The organism is Oryzomicrobium terrae, assembly GCF_008274805.1.
GTDB classification, from domain to species: domain Bacteria; phylum Pseudomonadota; class Gammaproteobacteria; order Burkholderiales; family Rhodocyclaceae; genus Oryzomicrobium; species Oryzomicrobium terrae.
Window position 1 is genome coordinate 1,317,971 of sequence record NZ_CP022579.1, and the last position, 20,004, is coordinate 1,337,974.

The window sequence follows — 20,004 nt, forward strand, 5'->3', positions numbered from 1 at the left end:
GCAGACGGCGGTTTGCGTTTTAAAAGCCTTTTGTGTCAATGAATTGGCGAGCGATAACTACTACCGCCGATTCTTGGCAAACGGCCGGGAATCCGCTTGACATAAGGATTTTGGCCAGGCTATAAAACGCGTGCAGGTACCCGTCAATCAACTATGTAGGGGGCTTACGTGAACAAATCCGAACTGATCGAACAAATCGCCAAGTCAGCCGAGATTTCCAAAGCTGCCGCTGGTCGTGCGCTGGATGCCACAGTGGCATCCATCAAAACCAGCCTCAAAAAAGGGGGAATGGTGACGCTGGTGGGGTTTGGCACTTTCTACGTAGGCAAGCGGGCGGCGCGAAGTGGCAGAAATCCGCGTACCGGCGCCGCAATCAAGATCAAGGCGGCAAAAGTCCCTAAGTTCCGCGCTGGCAAAGCCCTGAAGGATGCGGTAAACTAATCGACTTAGCCTTTCCCGGTTAATGGGTGCTTAGCTCAGTTGGTAGAGCGTCGCCCTTACAAGGCGAATGTCGGCGGTTCGACCCCGTCAGCACCCACCATTCATCGGGATCGAGGCCTGGAGCGGTAGTTCAGTTGGTTAGAATACCGGCCTGTCACGCCGGGGGTCGCGGGTTCGAGTCCCGTCCGCTCCGCCAGATACCTAAAAAAGGCGAACGAAAGTTCGCCTTTTTTATTGGTTTTTTCGGTTGGTATGCCGTTTTCCCCGATTTTGGCGGAATTGACCGCTTGCCTGACCCTTCGTCGGCAACGTCGGCCGTCGCTCTCCTGCCGCCCTGCACTCTCCGTCCGGAGCCGTGAAACATGTTTGATGCTGTCCGCAACAACAAGCGCATCGTTCAGGTCTTTCTCGCCCTGATCGCCCTTCCGTTCGCCTTTTTCGGAGTCGAGTCCTATGTTCGCAATGCGGGCGGGGACGGCGACGTTGCCAAGGTGGGCAAGACCACTATCTCGGCCCAGGAATTCCAGCGTGCCTACCGCGAGCAACAGGAGCGGCTGCGCGGTGCCCTCGGCGCCAATTTCGACGCCAAGATGTTCGATACCCCCGAGGCTCGCCTCAATGTGGTGAACGGCTTGGTGGATCAGCGCGTCCTGTTGCTCGAAGCGGCCAAGGGGCGGCTCTACGCCAGCGATGCCCAGTTGGCTCAGGTCATTACCCGGATTCCGGCCCTGCAGGAAGATGGTCAGTTTTCCCAGGCCAAGTACGAGCAGGCGCTCAAGGCCCAGGGATTGACGATCCAGGGGTTTGAAGCCCAGCTGCGCCAGGATCTGACCCTCCAGCAGGTCGTTGGCGCCGTGGCCGACACCGGTCTGGTCGCCAAGGCTCAGGCAGCCCAGGTATTGCGCATCCAGATGGAAAATCGCGAAGTGGCGGCCTACTTGCTCAATCCGAGCCAGTTCGTGGCCAAGGCCAAGGTGGACGAGGCCGCAGCGCGCAAGTACTACGACGCCAATGGCGCCCAGTTCCAGGTGCCCGAGCAGGTCAAGGCCGAATACGTGGTGTTGTCCGCCGATGCCCTGAAGGCCCAGTCCGCTGTCGGCGACGCCGAAGTGAAGGCCTGGTACGACAGCCACCAGGATCGCTACCAGCAGGCCGAAGAGCGTCGTGCCAGCCATATCCTGATCATGGCCGAAGCCGCCGCGCCGGCGGCCGACAAAGCCAAGGCGAAGGCCAAGGCCGAGGCGCTGCTGGCCGAACTCAAGGCCAACCCGGCCAAGTTTGCCGAGATCGCCAAGAAAGAATCCCAGGATCCAGGTTCTGCGGCCAACGGCGGCGACCTGGGGTTCTTCGTCAGGGGCGCCATGGTCAAGCCCTTCGCCGACACGGTTTTCTCCCTCAAGGAAGGCGAGACCTCTGGCGTGGTGCAAACCGATTACGGCTACCACATCATCAAGCTGACCGGCATCAAACCGGGTAAGGTGAAACCGTTCGAGGCGGTCAAGGGTGAGATCGAAGCCGAGCTGAAGGCCCAGGCGGCGGCTCGCAAGTACGCCGAAGCCGCGGAGAACTTCAGCAACCTGGTCTATGAACAGTCCGACAGCCTCAAGCCGGCCGCCGACAAGTTCAAGCTGACGATCCAGACCAGCGCCTGGCTGACCCGGAATGCCGCGCCTGCGGATGCCGCCCAGGCCGCGAGCGCTGCCAACCCCAAGGTCCTCGACGCGTTGTTTGCTGACGATGCACTCAAGAACAAGCGCAATACGGCGGCGGTGGAAGTGGCCCCCAATACCCTGGTTGCCGCCCGGGTGCTGGAGCACAAGCCGGCCAGCCAGCATCCCTTCGACGAGGTCAAGGCTGCCATCATCGAGCAACTGACTCGCCAGGAGGTCCTGAAGCTGGTGAAGGCCGAAGGCGAGTCGCAGCTGGCTAAGCTGCAATCCGGCGAGGACAAGCTGGCCTGGAGCCCGGCCAAGGGGGTTTCGCGCATGAGCCCGAGCCAACTGCCGCGGGAGGCCCTGGTCGCCCTGTTCAAGGCCGACGTGAAGAAGCTGCCGGCCTACGTAGGCGTGGAACTGCCGGGCAACGGCTATGGCCTGTTCAAGATCACCAAGGTGGAACGGCCGGAAAAGGTCGACGATACCCAGGTTGCACGCTTGCAGGAACAGTACGCCCAGTTCGCGGCCCAGCAGGATACGGCCGCCTACCTGGCGGCACTGCGCAAGAAGTATGGCGTCGAAATCCACAAGGCGGCTCTCGAGAACAAGGAACGCTAAACACTGCTTGTTTTACGGAGCAAAGCCGAACGGGCCGGGGAGTATTCCACGGCCCGTTTGCTTTGGTCTGCCCGGCGCCGATCTCTGGCTGTATGGACTGGTAACGGCCTGTTCCGCCTGTAAAAACGCCGACGGCGCCACTGGGGCGCCGTCGGGGTTGGGGGGCATTTACTTAAGTTTAGGCGGATTCGCCACCAGCCTCGGCGTTGCCCAATGCAGTGGTGTTAAAGCCGCCATCCACGTACATGGTTTCGCCAGTCATGCCCGACGCCAGGTCGGAGAGCAGGAACGCCGCTGCATTGCCCACTTCGTCGATGGTCACATTGCGACGCAACGGCGCGTGGTGGGCGTTGTAGGCCAGTAGCTTGCCGAAACTACCGATGCCGGAAGCGGCCAGGGTCCGGATCGGACCTGCGGACAGGGCATTAACGCGGATACCCTGAGGACCGAGGGCTACCGCCATGTAGCGGGTTGCGGCCTCCAGACTGGCCTTGGCCAGGCCCATCACGTTGTAGTTGGGCATGGTGCGCTCGGCGCCCAGGTAGGTGAGACAGACCAGGGAGGCATTGTTGCCCTTTTCCAGCAACGGACGCGCGGCCTTGGCCAGGGCCGGAAAGCTGTAGGAGGAAATGTCGTGAGCGATGTGGAACGCTTCGCGGGACAGACCATTGAGGAAGTCCCCAGCGAGGGCCTCGCCCGGGGCGTAGGCAATGGAGTGCACGATCCCGTCCAGCCCTTCCCAGTGCTTGCCCAGTTCGACGAAGAGGTTGTCGATGTCGGCGTCGCTGGCCACGTCGAGGGGGAAGAGCAACTCGGTGTCGAATTCCTGGGCGAACTTGGCGACGCGATCCTTGAAGCGTTCGTTCTGGTAGGTAAAGGCCAGTTGGGCGCCTTCACGGGCGCAGGCCTTGGCGATGCCGTAGGCAATGGAATGTTTGGACAGCAGGCCGGTAATCAGAATGCGCTTGGTGGCGAGGAAACCCATAAATTCTTCCTTATCGTCCCTGAAAACGGATTGCCGGCGATTATAAAGGAAAGCGGAAAAGCCAATGGCTATCCAGCAATGGCGGGAGTTGGGCCAATTTTCGCTACACTCCCGTCATGCGCACGTTTCGATCTTTCGCCCGTCCGGCCTTCGCCGGTTTTCGCGCCGTCTGGCCGCTGCTGGCCGGCTTGGCACTGGCGTCCTGTTCCGGAGAATGGAACAGCCCTTATCCGGCCAGCCAATCCGGACGTAACATCCTCTATACCGCCTTCACCGACCGGCCCAAACACCTCGATCCGGTCCAGTCCTACACCGAGGACGAAATTACCTTTACGGCCCAGATCTACGAGCCGCCGCTCCAGTACCACTACCTGAAACGCCCCTATACCCTGATTCCGGCTACGGTGGAGGCCGTACCCGAACCCCGCTACCTGGATGCCAAGGGACGCTCCTTGCCGGCGGATGCGCCGGCCGACCAGGTGGCTCAGAGCGTCTACGAACTGCGCCTCAAGCCGGGCATCCGCTACCAGCCTCATCCTGCCTTTGCCGTGGATGAGGCCGGACAGCCGCGCTACGTTCCCCTCGATCCGGCGACCCAGGGGCAAGTCCACAGCATTGCCGATTTTCCCCACACCGGAACCCGGGAGCTGCGCGCCGACGACTACATCTACGAGATCAAGCGCCTTGCCCATCCTCATCTGCATTCGCCGATCTTCGGCATGATGGGGGAGCTGATCGTCGGCCTCAAGGAACTGGGCGTCCAACTGCAGCAGGAGGCCAAGGGCTTGCCCGAAGGCGCCTGGCTCGATCTCGACCGCTACGCCCTGCCTGGGGTGGAGAAGGTCGATGACCGCACCTGGCGCATCCACATCAGGGGCAAGTATCCCCAGTTCGCTTACTGGCTGGCCATGCCTTTCTTTGCGCCGATTCCCCGCGAGGTGGACCGCTTCTACAGCCAGCCGGGCATGGCGGCCAAGAACCTGGTGCTCGACTGGTGGCCCGTGGGTACCGGCCCCTTCATGCTCTCGGAAAACGATCCCAACCGGCGCATGGTGCTGACCCGCAACCCCAATTTCCGGGGAGAAACCTATCCTTGCGAAGGGGAGCCCGAGGACCGGACGGCCGGATTGCTGGCCGATTGCGGCAAGTCCCTGCCGTTTCTCGACCAAGCGGTTTTCACCCGGGAAAAGGAAAGCATCCCCTACTGGAACAAGTTCCTCCAGGGCTATTACGACGCCTCCGGCATCGCCTCGGACAACTTCGACCAGGCGGTGCGCTTGGGTGGCAGCGGCGAAGCCACCCTGACCGACGACATGCGCGCCCAGGGCATCCGCCTGCTCTCCAGCGTGCGCGCCTCCACCTTCTACATGGGCTTCAACCTGCAGGACGCCCTGGTGGGCGGCCTGACCCCCGAGGGGCGTAAGCTGCGCCAGGCGGTATCGATCGCCATCGATCAGGAGGAGTTCATCTCCATCTTCATGAACGGTCGCGGTGTGCCGGCCATGGGGCCGCTGCCGCCGGGCATCTTCGGCTACGAGGACGGTCAGGCCGGTATCAACCCCCGGGTCTACGACTGGGTGGCCAATCCGGCCCTGCCCGGCGGGGGCGAGGCGCGACGCAAGTCGGTGGCGGAAGCCAAGCGCTTGCTGGCCGAGGCCGGCTGGCCCAACGGGCGCAACGCCAAGACCGGCGAGCCCCTGGTGCTCAACCTCGACACGACGTCCGGGGGCATGGGCGACAAGGCCCGGCTCGACTGGCTGACCCGTCAGTTCGCCAAGATCGACGTGCAACTGGTGATCCGCTCCACCGACTTCAACCGCTTCCAGGACAAGGTGCGGCGTGGCGCGGTGCAGCTGTATTTCCTCGGCTGGAACGCCGACTATCCGGACCCGGAAAACTTCTTCTTCCTGCTCCATGGCAAGGAAGCCAAGGCCCTTACCCAAGGGGAGAATGCCTCGAACTACATCAACCCCGAGTTCGACCGCCTGTTCGAGCGCATGAAGAACATGGAGAACACACCGGAACGCCTGGCCATTATCCGGCGCATGAATGCCATTCTCCACGACGATGCACCGTGGATCTACGCCTTCTATCCCAAGAGCTATACCCTGAGCCACGCTTGGCTGACCAACCGCAAGCCTATCGAGGTCGGCAACAATACCCTCAAGTATCAGCGTGTCGATGCCGCCGTGCGTGAGCGCAAGCGCGCCGAGTGGAACCGGCCGGTGCTGTGGCCGGTGCTGGTGGCGATCCTGGCCCTGGGGGTCCTGGTGGTGCCAGCGCTGCGCCAAGCCCGGCGGCGTGCCGACTGAGATGGCCAGGCCGATGCAACGCGTGGAGCGGATGGGAGCCCCATCATGTTGATCGCCAAGACCGTCCTGCTCTTTTTGCTCACCGCCGTGGCCGAGATCGTTGGCTGCTATTTGCCCTACCTGTGGCTTCGCCAGGGGGGCGCTGCTTGGCTGCTGCTACCGGCGGCCGCCTCCCTGGCCCTGTTCGCCTGGCTGCTGACCCTGCATCCCGCCGCCAGCGGCCGGGTCTATGCCGCTTACGGCGGCGTCTACGTGGCCGTAGCCTTGGTTTGGCTCTGGGGCGTGGATGGCATCCGTCCGAGCCGCTGGGATCTGCTCGGCGGGGCCGTGACCCTGGCCGGCATGGCGATCATCATGTTCGCGCCGCGGCAGGGCTGATCATGCGGGTGCGCCGCCTGGAGCCCGTCGAACTGGAGTGGGCCAATGCGCGTTACCGGGAGGTGGATTTTCTACCCTCCAGCGCCGCGGATTTCATCGCCGTAGCCGAGGATGCCGCCGGCGAGCGGCTCGGCCTGGGGAGGCTGGCGGCGGTGGGGGCCGGCAGCGGCGAACTGGGAGGCATGGTGGTCTTGCCGGCCTTTCGCGGCCAAGGCGTGGCTGAGGCGTTGGTTGGCTACCTGACGGCGCACTCGCCCTATGCCGCGCTGTTCTGCCTGCCCTTTACCCACCTGGAGGGGTTTTATCGCCGTCACGGCTTTGCCGCGGTGCCGGTGGGGGTGGCGATACCGGATCCCGTGGCGGCCAAGCTTCGCTGGTGCCGTGAGCACTACCCCCAATCCGTGTCGTTGCTGTTGCGCTGCACGGGCAAGGCAGCGTCTGCACCCTGACAAACGGTGCGATCGGGGCGTTCAGCTGTCGACCCACGCCGTGATCGGCTGCCACTGCTCCAGGTCCCGCTCCACCTTGTGCGGTGCCAGGTCGAACAGGGTGGCGCCCTGGGCGGCCACCTGGACGTAGAGCTGGGTGTCGCGCAGGTAGCTAAGTACCGGAAGTTCGTAAGCGTCGAAGAAGCGTTCCAGTTCCCCGGCCGCCCGGGTGCGGGCGTCGACGCGCATGCCGACCACGCCGACCTTGATCTGGCCCTTGCGCACGGTCTTTTCCGCCTGCAGCACTTCCAGGAAGCGGCGCGTGGCGAGGATGTCGAAGAGCGACGGCTGTACTGGCACCAGTACGTGGCTGGCGGCCTTCAGCGCTTTATCGAGGGGCTTGCCGTGGAAACCGGCGGGGGAATCGAGCACCGCGTGGGTGGTGCCCCGGGGCGGCCGGGCCGGAGCGTTGGGGGCGACTTCCCAGCTGCGGATCGGCGCGAGAAAGTCGGGGCGCAGGGCCAGCCATTCCCGGGCCGACTGCTGCACGTCCAGGTCGCCGAGCATGACGGCGTGGCCCTGGCGCGCCAGGTAGCCGGCCAGATTGGTGGCCAGCGTGCTCTTGCCCGCGCCACCCTTGGGATTGGCAATCAGGACCGCTGTCATCGTCGTCCTCCGCTATGGCATAAAGCCTGGATTTTCGCATTAATTCATCCCCCGGCCGCCCTCGTGACCGCCTCCACGCCCATTTGCCCGTCATGGCAGGCTCCCCGCCTGGCCGTTCCGTTGTTATAGTCCGGCCATGTTCGCTTATCTGGTCCGCCGCCTCGCCTACGCCGTGCCCATCCTGCTGGGGGTGAATCTGCTCACCTTCGCCCTGTTCTTCGTGGTCAACACCCCGGACGACATGGCGCGCATGCAGCTCGGGGTAAAGCGAGTGACGCCGGACGCCATCGCCAAGTGGAAGGCGGAGCGGGGCTACGACAAGCCCCTGTTCTTCAACGGCGCGGAGGAGGGCTGCGCCAAGCTCACCGACACCATCTTCTTCGCCAAGTCGGCGCGCATGTTCGTCGGCGACTTCGGGGCCGCCGAGGATGGCCGCGACATCGCCCGGGAGATCGCCACCCGCATCGGCCCCTCCACGGCCCTGGCCCTGCCGACCTTCGTCGTCGGCCTGCTGGTCACGGTCTCGGTGGCGTTGCTGCTGGCCTTCGTGCGCGGCACCCGGCTCGATTTCTGGGGCGTGGTGGCTTGCGTCGCCGCCATGTCGGTATCCAGCCTGTTCTACATCATCTTCGGCCAATGGCTGTTCTCCAAGGTGCTGCGCCTGGTGCCCATCTCGGGCTACGCCGATGGGCTGTCGGCGTTCAAGTTTCTGGTGCTGCCGGTGGCCATCGGCGTGGTCGCCGGGCTCGGCTCGTCGATCCGCTGGTATCGCACCCTGTTTCTTGAAGAAATCGGCAAGGACTACGTGCGTACCGCCCGGGCCAAGGGGCTGTCGGAGGGCACGGTGCTGTTCCGCCACGTGTTGAAGAACGCCATGATTCCGATCCTTACCGGGGTGGTGGTGGTGATCCCCCAGCTCTTTCTCGGCAGCCTGTTGATGGAATCCTTTTTCGGCATTCCCGGCCTGGGCAGTTACACCATCGACGCTATCAATGCCCAGGATTTCTCGGTGGTGCGGGCCATGGTCTTCATCGGGTCGGTGTTGTACATCGCCGGGCTGATGCTCACCGACCTGTCCTACACCCTGGTGGACCCCCGGGTCCGCTTCGACTGACTGCTTGCCGATTTTTACCGTTTGCCGCCGATGCCTTTCCAACCCGTCCTGCTCTGGTCCGATGCCGTGCTGTGGCTGCTCACCGGCCTGCTGGTGGCCCTGGCCGTGGTATCGCGCCGCTCGCCGCCCCTGGCGGCCGCCTGGCGCAAGGTGGGGCAAAGCCGTACCGGTATGGCGGCGGCCACCCTGCTGACGGTGTTCGCCCTGGTCGGCCTGGCCGATTCGCTCCATTACCGCCAGCTCCTGCCGGCTGCCCCGGACAAGCCGGCGGCTTATGGAGTAGAGGTGTTGTCCCTGCTCGACGGTGCCTTGTCCGGGCTGCGCAACCACGGCGAAAAAACCTATTCGGCCCCTTTGGCTACTGTCTCCTACGCCATGGAAACCCGTACCGGGAGCGATGGCGTCCAGCAGCGTGACTTTCCGCCGTTGCGCTTCGGCGGTGCCCAACTCTCCCCCGGTGACAGCTGGGCGGCCGATGTGGCGGTGCGTGGAATCGTTGGGGTGGCGGCTGGAACTCTGCTCTGGTGGCTGATCTCCACGGTGCTGCTCTGGAGCTCAACGCGTGGCGCGGCTTCCGGCGATACCATCGCGCAGATCAAGCCCTGGCGCGGCTTCCAGGCCATCATGCTGAAACGTCCCCCCGGCAGCTTCGCCTGGGATGCGGTGCTGGTGACCCTGCTGCTGATCTGCCTGATCGCCGGCAAGCTGGCCGCCCTGGCTTCCGGCTACCACGTCTTCGGCACTGACAAGGTAGGCCAGGACGTGCTCTACCAGGTCTTGAAGAGCGTGCGCACCGCCCTGGTGATCGGTCTGGTGACGACCCTGGTGACCCTGCCCCTGGGCATTCTGCTCGGCATCGCCGCCGGCTACTTCGGCGGCTGGATCGACGACGCCATCCAATATCTGTACACCGTGCTCAATTCGATCCCGGGGGTGCTCTTGATCGCTGCTGCGGTGCTGATGATGCAGGTGGTGATCGACACCCATCCGGAGTGGTTCGCCACTGCCGCCGAGCGGGCCGACCTGCGCCTCCTGGCCCTGTGCTTCATCCTCGGCTTCACCAGCTGGACCGGGCTGGCCAGGCTGCTGCGCGGTGAGGCCCTCAAGCTGCGCGAACTCGATTACGTCCAGGCCGCCCAGGCCTTCGGCGTGGCCCCGTTCACCATCCTGCTGCGCCACATCCTGCCCAACGTCATGCACATCGTCATCATCACCCTGGTGATGGATTTTTCCGGCCTGGTGCTGTCCGAGGCGGTGCTGTCTTACGTGGGCATCGGCGTCGATCCCACCACCATCAGCTTCGGCACCATGATCAACAACGCCCGCATGGAACTGGCCCGGGAGCCGGTGGTGTGGTGGTCCCTGGTGGCCGCCTTCGCCTTCATGTTCGCCCTGGTGCTGGCCGCCAATCTGTTCGCCGACGCCGTCCAGGCGGCCTTCGATCCGCGCCGGAGCGCCCAATGACCGCCACTTCCTCGGTGTCCGCTGCCCCCGTTCCCTGCAACGCTGGTGCCACCCCGCTGCGTGTGCGCGATCTGTCGGTGGGCTTTGCCACCGCCGGCCGGGTCCTCACCGCCGTGGACCAGGTTTCTTTCGACTTGGTGCCCGGCGAAACCCTGGCCCTGCTGGGGGAGTCCGGTTGCGGCAAGTCGGCCACGGCCCTGGCATTGCTGCGCTTGCTGCCGGAAGCCGGGCGCATCCTGGGGGGGCGGGTCGAGTTGAACGGCGACGAGTTGCTGAGCTTGCCCCAGGAGCGCCTGCGCGAGGTGCGCGGCAACCGGCTGGCGATGATCTTCCAGGAGCCCGCCACCAGCCTCAACCCGGTACTCACCGTGGGCCAGCAGATCGGCGAGGTGCTGGCCCGCCACCGCGACCTCACCGGCGAGCCTGCCCGCGCCCGGGCCGAAGCGCTGCTGCGGCAGGTAGGTATTTCCGACCCGGCCGGGCGGCTGGCGGTCTATCCTTTCCAGCTGTCCGGCGGCATGAAGCAGCGGGTGATGATTGCCATTGCCCTGGCCGCCGAGCCGCGCTTCCTGCTGGCCGACGAGCCGACTACGGCATTGGACGTGACCATCCAGGCCCAGATCCTCGACTTGCTGCGGGAGCTCCAGGCTAAACAGGGTATGGGCATGTTGCTCATCACCCACGATCTGGGAGTGGTGGCCGAGGTGGCCCATCGAGTCGGCGTGATGTATGCCGGCCAGTTGATCGAAATCGGCCGGCGCGACGATTTCTTTCGCCGTCCCGCCCATCCCTATACCCGGGCCTTGTTCGCTGCCCTGCCCGATGTGGCCCAGCGCGGCCAACGTCTGCTTGCTCTGCCTGGCCAGGTGCCAACCCTGGCGCGCATGCCCGCCGGTTGCCGTTTCGCCCCACGCTGCCCCCGGGCCTTTGCCCGGTGCTCGGCGGAGGCCCCGGCCTGGTGGCCGGTGGACGCGGAGAGCGCGCCGGACGATGGCGCTGCGCAACGGGTGCGCTGCCATCTGTTCGACCCCGCCGAGGCGGCCGATCCCCTGGGCCGAGGGCGGGCAATCGCGCCGTCTGCCGCCCCAAGCCCGGCCGCCGTGGTGCCGGTCAGTCCGGCCCCGGAGGCGCCTCTGTTGGTGGTGGACGATCTGCGGGTGCATTTCCCCATCCGCCGTGGCCTGTTCAAGCGCACCGTGGGGTGGGTCAAGGCGGTGGACGGTGTCTCCCTGCACCTGGCCCGGGGGCGCACCCTGGCCCTGGTCGGGGAATCGGGCTGCGGCAAGACCACCGTCGGCAAGGGCATCCTGCGCCTGCTCATGCCTACCGGCGGCAGCGTGCAGCTGGCCGGGCGCACCGTCCCCGAGCGCGGGCGTCAGGCGTTGGCGGACTTTCGCCGTCAGATGCAGATGGTCTTCCAGGACCCGTTCGCCTCGCTCAACCCACACCTCACCGTCGGCGCCATCCTGCTCGAAGGCATGACGGCCCTGGGCGTGGTTGTCCGGGGGGCCAGCGCCGCCCAGCGGAACCAGGCGGTGGCCGCGCTGCTCGACCAGGTTGGTCTGCCGGCGGAAGCGGCGCACCGCTACCCCCACGAATTTTCCGGCGGCCAGCGCCAGCGTATCGCCATCGCCCGGGCCCTGGCGGTACAGCCCGACCTACTCATTTGTGACGAGCCGACCTCGGCTCTGGATGTGTCGGTGCAGGCCCAGATCCTCAATCTCCTGGCCGACCTGCAAGGGCGCCTGGGCTTGGCCTACCTGTTCATCACCCATAACTTCGCCGTGGTCGAGTACCTGGCCCACGAGGTGGCGGTGATGTACCTGGGGCGGATTGTCGAGCGGGGGACGGTGGAAGAGGTGCTGCGCGACCCGCAACATCCCTACACCCGGGCACTGCTGGCGGCAGTGCCCCGAGTGGCGGGAAATACGGTGGAAGAGGGGGGGGCTACCTCGGCGCCAGCCCTGGCCCTGTCGGGCGAAACGCCGTCGCCGGCCAGCCCGCCTCAGGGGTGTCATTTCCAGCCACGCTGCCCCCTGGCCGATGCCGCCTGCCGGGTGCGTTATCCAGACGAGACCCATCTGTCGCCGACCCGGGTGGTGCGTTGCCACCGCCTGGCCAAGCCGTGAACGGGGCTGCTTGGCGATAGTCCAGGCGGACTATTTGCGCCAGGGGAGGGGATCGCTACAGTCCAGTTACCGTGTCGTTTCTTCCGTTATGGCTGCCCTGATGATGGCAGGGCCAAGCCGGATTCCGGACGTGGCTTCATGGCATCTTCATCCGGATAGAGGCTGATCAGCCCCGGGCGAAAAAGGCAAAAGGCGCGTTACGACGCGCCTTTTGCCTTTTTCGTAGCGGTATTGCTGCCGCTGTTAGTCGTTGCGGGCCACCTGGATGGTCAGCGTCTGGCCCGGTTTGATGCCTTGGGCCGAAAGCTTGTTCCAGCGTTGCAGATCGCCCTGATCCACCTTGAAGCGCTTGGCGATGGAGGCCAGGGTATCGCCGCGGCGGATGGTGTAACGGGCGATGCGCGGGGCGCTGGCCTTGGCGGCCACGGCCTTGCTGTCGCTAGCCTTGGCGGTGGTCTTGTCGGCCTTGCCCGATTTTTCCAAGACCACGGTCGTCCGCTCGGGAGCGGCCTTGCCGCCCAGGGTCAGGGTGGTGCCCAGGGCGACCTTGTCGTTCTTCAGGCCGTTGAGCTTCTTCAACTCGGCCAGGGGGATGTCGTAGCGCTTGGCAATGGAAAAGAGGGTCTCGCCCTTGCCGACCTTGTGGCTGCGCGGTGCGGCGGTGCTGGCCGTCGTGGCCGGGGTGGGGGCGGCTGCCGGTATGGCCGGTACCGGGGCAACCATTTCCGGCAGCGCAGCCAGGGTGGTGCCGGTACGCATCGGCACCAGCAGGGTGGCGCCGTTGGGCACCTTGGCCTTGGGAGCGTAGCCGTTGATGGTCTTGATTTCGACCACCGAAAGGCCGTACTGCATGGCGACCTTTTCCAGCTTTTCGTTGCGCTGCAGGACATGAGTGCCCCAGGATGAGAGCGGCTTGTCGTGGGATTCGAGGTTGGCCAGGAAGGTCTCCACCTTGTCCGACGGAATCACCAGATGGGCTTCGCCCTTGATCACCGGCCGGTTGTGGGCCGGGTTGAGGGCAACGAATTCCTGCACCGGCATTTCTGCCAGCTTGGCCGCCACCTTGACGTCGATGTCGGCCGGTTTGGGGATGGTGGCGAAGTAGGGCGTGTTGGGCAGGGCCGGCACGTCGAGCTGGGCCAGTAGGCGTGGGCTGGAGAAGATGTTCTTGAGCGCCTGGAGCTTGGGGACGTAGTTGCGCGTCTCCGCCGGCATGGTCAGGCTCTCGTAATCAGTCGGCAGGCCCTTGGCCCGGTTCTTGGCCATGGCCCGCTGCACGGCGCCTTCACCCCAGTTGTAGGAGGCCAGGGCCAGGTGCCAGTCGCCCTGCATCTCGTAGAGGTTCTGCAGGTAGTCCAGGGCAGCGCTGGTGGAGGCGACGATGTCGCGGCGCTTGTCCACCCACCAGTTCTGTTCCAGCTTGTAGTTCTTGCCGGTGGAGGGGATGAACTGCCACAGGCCTACGGCATGGCTGCGCGAATAGGCCATCGGGTTGTAGGCGCTTTCCACCATGGGCAGGAAGGCCAGTTCGGTGGGCATGCCGCGCCGTTCTACTTCCTCGACGATGTAGTGAAGGTAGCGGCGGCTGCGCTCGACCATGCGGCGAAGGTAGTCCGGCCGGTTGAGGTACCAGGACTGGTTCTGCTCCACCAACTCATTGCTCAGGGTGGGCATGGCGTAGCCGTTGCGGATGCGCTCCCAGAGATCATTGGGGGAAGCCGTCAGATCGATCGTGCGGGGCAGGTCGACGGGGGCCGCCACTTCCTGAATCTGCAAGCCGTTTTCCGTCATGGCGGCGGGGGCTTCGGTCTGTGCCGGTTTGTTTTCTGCGGTGGGGACGGTGACTGCCCAGGCCGAAGGCGGGCGGCGTTCGACGCTCGATGCTGCCGGAGCGGTATCGTAGCCGTTAAGGGATGGAGCGAAGGAGAGGCGGAGGGGGGCGTCGGGTGCGGTGGTTTCAGCCCCGACGGGGGCGGCGGCCAGGCTGCAGCCAAGGAAGAGGGTCAGTAGGCAGGGATGTGGGAAATTCCGCATCGGTGATTCTCGCTGAGTGGTCCCCGTGCCCCGGATGGGGTACGGAGGGGCCCACCCCCGCGTCGCTCGCCGGGGCACGCCGTATCAATCGTCGCAGGACACCGGCGCAGGGTACAAAGTACCGAAGCGGCCGGGCCGTCCGGATCGGACGTCACAAAACCTAAAGATTATAAAAGCCTTCGGCCAAGAAAACCTGACAGGCTGTCCGGTCTTACTGGGCAGGGGGCTAGCCGGGCAGGGGGAGCGTGGGCTCAAGGGCTTGCCAGACGGCCGTTAAGGCATGGGCGGCCCCCAGTTTGATCGGATAGTCCACCAGAGATGAAAGGGGGGTGATGCCTGGATTGATTTCCACCGTGGGAATGCCGTTGGTAATGGCCCAAAGCAACGGTTCGGCAATGTAGGGAAAGGCGCTTGAGGTGCCGATTGAGACGACCAGGTCGAACCCTTCGTCCATGGCGTCGGCCAGAGTGGTCATTGCCTTCATTGGTAAGGCCTCGCCGAACAGGACGACATCCGGGCGTAGGGCCGAGAAGCAGCGCGGGCAACTGGGCGGAATCGCCAGATCCTCGTAGCTGGGAACACTGGCCCGGTAGCTGCAGCGCACGCAGCGTAGACGGTGCAGGGTGCCGTGGACTTCCACCAGGTTGCGCGAGCCGGCGGCGCGGTGAAAACCGTCGATGTTCTGGGTGAACATCAGCAAGTAGGGCAGCTTCTGTTCCAGGGCCGCGAGAACGTGGTGGGCAACGTTCGGCAAGGCTTGGCGGCAGGTCCGTTCGATCTGGATGAGGTACTTCCAGGTGATTTCCGGCCGGTTCTCCAACATTTCCCCCGACAGGGCTTCTTCGATTGGGATGCCGTCGCTGGTCAGCTCCCCGTCGTACAAGCCTCCCACGCCCCGGTAGGTAGGTAAGCCGGAATCTGCCGAGATACCAGCGCCAGTGATGACCAGCACCCGGTTAGAGGTGCGCAGCAGGGCGGCAAGGGCGCCAATCGGGGCGTCAGGGGAAAGGGAAGGATGGGCGGGGGGCATGGAGAAATCTCTCGTCGGCGCAACTGTCGCGAGGGCCTCCCGTTTGCTGTAGCAGCACCACAACAGCAAGGCAGTCGGTGTTCTAGCAAAACTGGAAAAAGGGAGGGTAGAAAACAAAAAACCGGCACAAGGCCGGTTTTTCTTAACTTCTGGCGGAGCGGACGGGACTCGAACCCGCGACCCCCGGCGTGACAGGCCGGTATTCTAACCAACTGAACTACCGCTCCACACGGTAAAACTGCTGTTTCCAATCGCTTGGAAACGATGACTGCCTTGACAGCCACCAGTGTAGGTGGCGTCCCCACGGGGATTCGAACCCCGGTTATCGCCGTGAAAGGGCGGTGTCCTAGGCCTCTAGACGATGGGGACCCGGTTTGGTGGAGGTACGCGGGATCGAACCGCGGACCTCTTGCATGCCATGCAAGCGCTCTCCCAGCTGAGCTATACCCCCAACCGATGGATCGAGATGATAGAGAAGCTGTGTTCCTTTGTAAAGGGGTTTTGCGAAAAAATCTCGCATTTCCCAGCTTCTATCATTTCAATCTGTAAAAGAACAAGTTTTCTCGTCTAAAAATCGCTTGGCGGGCGATTTTTGGGGAGAAAAAACCGGCCGAAGCCGGTTGGATGTTTCTGGCGGAGCGGACGGGACTCGAACCCGCGACCCCCGGCGTGACAGGCCGGTATTCTAACCAACTGAACTACCGCTCCACACGGTAAAACTGCTTTTGCCCGAAATTAGATGCTTTGGACAAAATTTAAGGGGTTGTCACTGACAACCCCTTGAGTAGGTGGCGTCCCCACGGGGATTCGAACCCCGGTTATCGCCGTGAAAGGGCGGTGTCCTAGGCCTCTAGACGATGGGGACCCGTTTCTTCAGTTTTGGTGGAGGTACGCGGGATCGAACCGCGGACCTCTTGCATGCCATGCAAGCGCTCTCCCAGCTGAGCTATACCCCCGACCGAAGAAGCGCGCATTCTAGTGAGGCGATTGGAGGGTGTCAATACCCTTGGCGGCTTTTTCTTGAATGCGCGCTGTTCGTCGGCGCGTTAAGCGCCCAGTAGCCGCTCAATACGGGCCATGACGGTTGCCCGGTCGAACAGGGTGACTACCGCATCCACCGACGGTGTCTGGGTCTGGCCGGTGAGGGCCAGACGCAGCGGCATGGCCAGCTTGGGCATTTTGGCACCGTGAGCGGCGACGACTTCCTTGATCAGGGCGCCGACGGCTGCAGTGGTCCATTCCACACCGGCACAGCGGCCGAGAAAATCCGCCAGGATGGGACGGGTCTCCTCAGTGAGATGCTGGGCCTTCAGCTCCTCGGCCGGGGCGGGCGCCAGATAGAGTCCCTCGCAGGCGTCCGTCAGTTCGACCAGGGTTTGCACGCGCTCCTTGTACAGGGCGATGATCGCTTCCAGTGTCGGCACCGGCGCCGGAGTCACTCCCCGGGCAGCAAGCATGGGGGCGACCAGATCTGCCAAGCGGCCGTTGTCGGCCTGCTTGATGTAGTGGGCGTTGAGCCAGAGCAGTTTTTGCGTGTTGAATTGGGCAGCAGACGGGGTGATGTGGTCCAGGTCGAACCATTGCACCAGTTGCTCGCGGCTGAACACCTCGTCGTCGCCATGGGACCAGCCCAAGCGAGCCAGGTAGTTGATGACCGCTTCGGGCAGGAAACCGTCTTCGGCGTACTGCATCACCGATACGGCGCCGTGGCGTTTGGACAGTTTTTGCCCGTCATCGCCAAGAATCATCGACAGGTGGGCGTATTCCGGCACCGGGGCGCCCAGGGCCTGGAGAATGTTGATCTGGCGTGGTGTGTTGTTGACGTGGTCGTCGCCGCGGATGACGTGGCTGATGCGCATGTCCCAGTCGTCCACCACCACGCAGAAGTTGTAGGTGGGGGTGCCGTCACCGCGGGCGATGATCAGGTCGTCGAGTTCTTCATTGGCGAATTCGATCCGCCCTTTGACCAAGTCATTCCATGCAACCACGCCTTGGCGCGGGTTCTTGAAACGCACGACCGGAGTGACGCCCTCCGGCGTAGCTGGCAGGGCTTTGCCCTCCTCGGGCCGCCAGCGGCCGTCGTAGCGGGGCTTTTCGCCCCGGGCCCGCTGCTCTTCGCGGAGCCGGTCGAGCTCTTCTGGGGTGGTGTAGCAGTAATAGGCTTTGCCGGCCGCCAGCATTTGCTGAATCACTTCCTTGTAGCGGTCCATGCGGCGCATTTGATAGAACGGCCCCTCGTCATGGCCCAGATCCAGCCAGGCCATGCCGTCGAGAATGGCTTGCACGGCTTCCGGGGTGGAGCGGGCCACGTCCGTATCCTCGATGCGCAGGATGAACTGACCACTGTGGCGGCGGGCATAGGCCCAGGAAAACAGGGCCGTACGGGCGCCACCGATATGCAGGAAACCAGTGGGTGATGGGGCAAAGCGGGTGCGGATCATGGAATTCGGTGAAGTGGGGGAAAAGTCCAACATTGTAATGGATGCAGAAAGTGTTTGACCGGTACTAAAGCTTATGTTTAAATGCGCGCCTCACAACGACGCAGCAAGCAACAGCGCAGCGACGAAGTGCAACGGTTGGGTGGTTAGCTCAGTTGGTATGAGCGTTGCCTTCACACGGCAAAGGTCACAGGTTCGAGCCCTGTACCACCCACCAGAAAATTCAAAAAAGCCCGGCTTAGCCGGGCTTTTTTTTATTTCTGCTTTGTTTTCCTTCACCTACATTTGGTTAGGTCAGTACTGTCCAGTACCATCCCGGCCTGGCAAAAGAGACTGTAAGAAAAGGGGCGAGGACGCCCCTTTTCAGCATCTGCCACCGTTCAGCTAGCCTCAGGGGCAGGATGGGGGAGCCACAGACATTTCCCCTTGCTTTCCTTGTCGATCGCCGCCAACACGGTGGCGTGGGCCTGATTTTCATCATCACTGGCGCTGATTACCCGCAACGGCGGGCGCGGGCCTTGCTGGATTTCAATGACCGTGTCTTCCTGCTCCGGGGGGGGGCTGTCCAGTTCCATGACGAGGCTTTCCTGGCCTCGGGTCATGGATAAATAGACGTCGGCCAAGATCTCCGCATCGAGCAAGGCGCCGTGCAGGGTGCGGTTGGAGTTGTCGACGCCGTAGCGCTCGCACAGGGCATCCAGGTTGTTGCGCTTGCCCGGATGCAGATCTTTGGCCATGCGCAGCGTGTCGAGGATGCCGCCGGCGATCTTGGTCACCGGCGGCAGGCCCACCAGCGAGAATTCGTGGTTGAGGAAGCCGACGTCGAAGGGCGCGTTGTGGATGATCAGCTCGGCCCCGGCGAGAAAGTCCGCCAGCTCGTGGGCGATTTCCTTGAACTTCGGCTTGTCGGCGAGGAAATCCAGGGTGATGCCGTGGACCGCCATGGCGCCGGCGTCGATGTCCCGTTCGGGGTGAACGTAGCGGTGCAGGTGGCGACCGGTGAGGCGGCGGTTGACCATTTCCACCCCAGCAACTTCGATCAGCCGGTGGCCTTGGCGCACTTCCAGGCCGGTGGTTTCGGTATCGAGGATGATCTGGCGCATGGTTTAGTGCCCCCGGACTGCTGCTTGCAATTCGTCGATGCCGCGGTTGGCCAGGGCGTCGGCCTTCTCATTGCCCGCATTGCCGGCGTGGCCCTTGACCCACAGCCATTCCACCTTGTGCTGGGCGGCCAGCTGGTCAAGCCGCTGCCACAGGTCGGCGTTTTTTACAGGCTTCTTGTCCGAGGTCTTCCAGCCGTTGCGCTTCCAGCCGTGGATCCAGCTGGAGATGCCTTGCTGCACGTATTTCGAGTCGGTATGCACACGCACCGACACGGGCCGTTTCAGGGCAGTCAGAGCTTCGATGACCGCAGTCAATTCCATACGGTTGTTGGTGGTGTCCGGCTCGCCGCCCCAAAGTTCTTTCTGATGGCTGCCGGAAATAAGCCAGGCGCCCCAGCCGCCAGGGCCGGGATTGCCGCGGCAGGCGCCGTCGGCATAGATTTCAACGATATTTTCAGTGCTCATTACGGTGAGTCAATAAACGACGGTTTTTCTGGGCGATGGGGGCCAGGGCCTTGGCCCGCCGCGGCGTGCTGCGCCAGGCGGGCTGGATCAGGCGCATGCCGGCCACCCGCTTTACGGCGCGCACCATATAGACGCCGCCGGCGAAACCCCACCAGCGGTCCCCGGCCAGCTCCATGAAGCGGCAACGGGAAAAGGAGCGCTCCTGGCGCAGGGGCGGGGCGTAGCAGCCGAAGTTGCCGCGATTCACTTCAAAACCGAGCAGCTGCAGCCAGTCCTTGAGGCGTTGCACCGAAAGGTAGCGGCCGTTCCAGGGAAAGCGGTTGCGCTGTCGCGCCAGGGCACGCCGCGCGCCCCATAGTGACAGTGGGTTGAAGCCGACCACCACTACCTGGCCTTCGGGGATCAGGATGCGTTCGACTTCGCGGAGGATTTGGTGCGGGTCTTCAGCGAATTCCAGCACGTGGGGCAGGATCACCAGGTCGATGCTGCCCGTGGCAAAGGGTAATTCACGGAAATCGCAGGCTACGTCGATGCGCCCCGCTTCTCCGGTATAGAGACGTAGGGGAATGCGGCTGCCGGACAGGAAGTCGCATTCCGGCAGTCCCAGCTGAAGCGCATGGAAACCAAAAATGTCTCCTACCGCCTGTTCGACCTTGGTTTGCTCCCAACCCAGGACGTACTTGCCCTGAGGAGTGGAGAGCCAGTCCTGCAGACCCGGGATCGACATGCTGTATGAGAAATTGA

The 20,004-nt window shown here is 63.8% G+C and carries 16 protein-coding genes and 9 tRNA genes; 11 read left to right on the forward strand and 14 right to left on the reverse strand.

The window, feature by feature from the left end; all coding sequences use genetic code 11:
* The first annotated feature begins 168 nt into the window (after positions 1 to 168).
* The 4 genes from OTERR_RS06040 (at position 169) to OTERR_RS06055 (ending at position 2,714) form a co-directional block, all read left to right on the forward strand.
* Positions 169 to 441 (forward strand): HU family DNA-binding protein, encoded by a 273-nt coding sequence (locus OTERR_RS06040; protein ID WP_054622498.1) that lies wholly within the window; start codon positions 169 to 171, stop codon positions 439 to 441.
* Positions 442 to 465: 24 nt separating this feature from the next.
* Positions 466 to 541, forward strand: a tRNA-Val gene (locus tag OTERR_RS06045).
* 19 nt (positions 542 to 560) lie between these two features.
* Positions 561 to 637, forward strand: a tRNA-Asp gene (locus OTERR_RS06050).
* Positions 638 to 803: 166 nt separating this feature from the next.
* Positions 804 to 2,714, forward strand: a complete 1,911-nt coding sequence (locus tag OTERR_RS06055) for a SurA N-terminal domain-containing protein (protein ID WP_149425147.1) — start codon at positions 804 to 806, stop codon at positions 2,712 to 2,714.
* A gap of 178 nt (positions 2,715 to 2,892) precedes the next feature.
* Here the strand turns inward: OTERR_RS06055 and fabI are convergent, their stop codons facing one another.
* Entirely contained in the window at positions 2,893 to 3,699 is an 807-nt protein-coding gene (gene fabI, locus OTERR_RS06060) for an enoyl-ACP reductase FabI (protein WP_149425148.1), read from the reverse strand.
* Positions 3,700 to 3,815: 116 nt separating this feature from the next.
* Here fabI and OTERR_RS06065 point away from each other — a divergent pair, with 116 nt between their 5' ends.
* Genes OTERR_RS06065 through OTERR_RS06075 form a run of 3 tightly spaced genes read left to right on the forward strand, consistent with a single transcriptional unit; the run spans position 3,816 to position 6,838 of the window.
* The gene (locus OTERR_RS06065) at positions 3,816 to 6,011 is read left to right on the forward strand and encodes an ABC transporter substrate-binding protein (protein ID WP_149425149.1); all 2,196 of its coding nucleotides are present in this window, start codon (positions 3,816 to 3,818) and stop codon (positions 6,009 to 6,011) included.
* 45 nt (positions 6,012 to 6,056) lie between these two features.
* Positions 6,057 to 6,389: a YnfA family protein gene (locus tag OTERR_RS06070; RefSeq protein ID WP_054622502.1), complete on the forward strand. Its 333-nt coding sequence runs from the start codon at positions 6,057 to 6,059 to the stop codon at positions 6,387 to 6,389.
* A 2-nt stretch (positions 6,390 to 6,391) separates the two neighbouring features.
* Positions 6,392 to 6,838, forward strand: a complete 447-nt coding sequence (locus OTERR_RS06075) for a GNAT family N-acetyltransferase (protein ID WP_149425150.1) — start codon at positions 6,392 to 6,394, stop codon at positions 6,836 to 6,838.
* Positions 6,839 to 6,859: 21 nt separating this feature from the next.
* Here the strand turns inward: OTERR_RS06075 and OTERR_RS06080 are convergent, their stop codons facing one another.
* The gene (locus OTERR_RS06080; protein WP_149425151.1) at positions 6,860 to 7,483 is read right to left on the reverse strand and encodes a ParA family protein; all 624 of its coding nucleotides are present in this window, start codon (positions 7,481 to 7,483) and stop codon (positions 6,860 to 6,862) included.
* Between the two features lie 136 nt (positions 7,484 to 7,619).
* On the opposite strand from OTERR_RS06080, the gene OTERR_RS06085 reads away from it, so the two are divergent.
* From OTERR_RS06085 to OTERR_RS06095, 3 genes are read left to right on the forward strand one after another with little or no spacing between them, the layout of a single operon-like run.
* Entirely contained in the window at positions 7,620 to 8,597 is a 978-nt protein-coding gene (locus OTERR_RS06085) for an ABC transporter permease (RefSeq protein ID WP_149425152.1), read from the forward strand.
* Between the two features lie 30 nt (positions 8,598 to 8,627).
* Entirely contained in the window at positions 8,628 to 10,061 is a 1,434-nt protein-coding gene (locus OTERR_RS06090) for an ABC transporter permease (protein ID WP_149425153.1), read from the forward strand.
* Positions 10,058 to 12,190: an ABC transporter ATP-binding protein gene (locus OTERR_RS06095; protein WP_149425154.1), complete on the forward strand. Its 2,133-nt coding sequence runs from the start codon at positions 10,058 to 10,060 to the stop codon at positions 12,188 to 12,190. Before OTERR_RS06090 ends, OTERR_RS06095 begins: the two co-directional genes overlap by 4 nt.
* 243 nt (positions 12,191 to 12,433) lie before the next feature.
* Here the strand turns inward: OTERR_RS06095 and OTERR_RS06100 are convergent, their stop codons facing one another.
* The 9 genes from OTERR_RS06100 to gltX form a co-directional block, all read right to left on the reverse strand.
* A complete protein-coding gene (locus OTERR_RS06100; protein ID WP_149425155.1) occupies positions 12,434 to 14,224 on the reverse strand; it encodes a LysM peptidoglycan-binding domain-containing protein in 1,791 nt (596 codons plus the stop codon).
* Between the two features lie 226 nt (positions 14,225 to 14,450).
* Positions 14,451 to 15,254 carry an NAD-dependent deacylase gene (locus OTERR_RS06105; protein ID WP_149425156.1) on the reverse strand — a complete coding sequence of 268 codons (804 nt, stop codon included), beginning with the start codon at positions 15,252 to 15,254 and terminating at the stop codon, positions 14,451 to 14,453.
* A 150-nt stretch (positions 15,255 to 15,404) separates the two neighbouring features.
* Positions 15,405 to 15,481, reverse strand: a tRNA-Asp gene (locus OTERR_RS06110).
* Between the two features lie 66 nt (positions 15,482 to 15,547).
* Positions 15,548 to 15,623, reverse strand: a tRNA-Glu gene (locus OTERR_RS06115).
* A gap of 6 nt (positions 15,624 to 15,629) precedes the next feature.
* Positions 15,630 to 15,705: transfer RNA gene (locus tag OTERR_RS06120), tRNA-Ala, on the reverse strand.
* Positions 15,706 to 15,885: 180 nt separating this feature from the next.
* Positions 15,886 to 15,962: transfer RNA gene (locus OTERR_RS06125), tRNA-Asp, on the reverse strand.
* 81 nt (positions 15,963 to 16,043) lie between these two features.
* Positions 16,044 to 16,119: transfer RNA gene (locus OTERR_RS06130), tRNA-Glu, on the reverse strand.
* Positions 16,120 to 16,134: 15 nt separating this feature from the next.
* Positions 16,135 to 16,210 (reverse strand) — tRNA-Ala (locus OTERR_RS06135).
* Positions 16,211 to 16,300: 90 nt separating this feature from the next.
* Positions 16,301 to 17,695: a glutamate--tRNA ligase gene (gene gltX / locus OTERR_RS06140; protein WP_149425157.1), complete on the reverse strand. Its 1,395-nt coding sequence runs from the start codon at positions 17,693 to 17,695 to the stop codon at positions 16,301 to 16,303.
* A 137-nt stretch (positions 17,696 to 17,832) separates the two neighbouring features.
* On the opposite strand from gltX, the gene OTERR_RS06145 reads away from it, so the two are divergent.
* Positions 17,833 to 17,909: transfer RNA gene (locus OTERR_RS06145), tRNA-Val, on the forward strand.
* 163 nt (positions 17,910 to 18,072) lie between these two features.
* Here OTERR_RS06145 and dnaQ read toward each other — a convergent pair.
* From dnaQ to OTERR_RS06160, 3 genes are read right to left on the reverse strand one after another with little or no spacing between them, the layout of a single operon-like run.
* Complete coding sequence (dnaQ, locus tag OTERR_RS06150) at positions 18,073 to 18,795, reverse strand: DNA polymerase III subunit epsilon (protein WP_149425158.1); 723 nt, start codon at positions 18,793 to 18,795, stop codon at positions 18,073 to 18,075.
* Between the two features lie 3 nt (positions 18,796 to 18,798).
* Complete coding sequence (rnhA, locus tag OTERR_RS06155) at positions 18,799 to 19,260, reverse strand: ribonuclease HI (protein WP_149425159.1); 462 nt, start codon at positions 19,258 to 19,260, stop codon at positions 18,799 to 18,801.
* The gene (locus OTERR_RS06160) at positions 19,250 to 19,987 is read right to left on the reverse strand and encodes a class I SAM-dependent methyltransferase (protein ID WP_054622512.1); all 738 of its coding nucleotides are present in this window, start codon (positions 19,985 to 19,987) and stop codon (positions 19,250 to 19,252) included. The genes rnhA and OTERR_RS06160 overlap by 11 nt, the downstream gene beginning before the upstream one ends.
* Between the last annotated feature and the right edge of the window lie 17 nt (positions 19,988 to 20,004).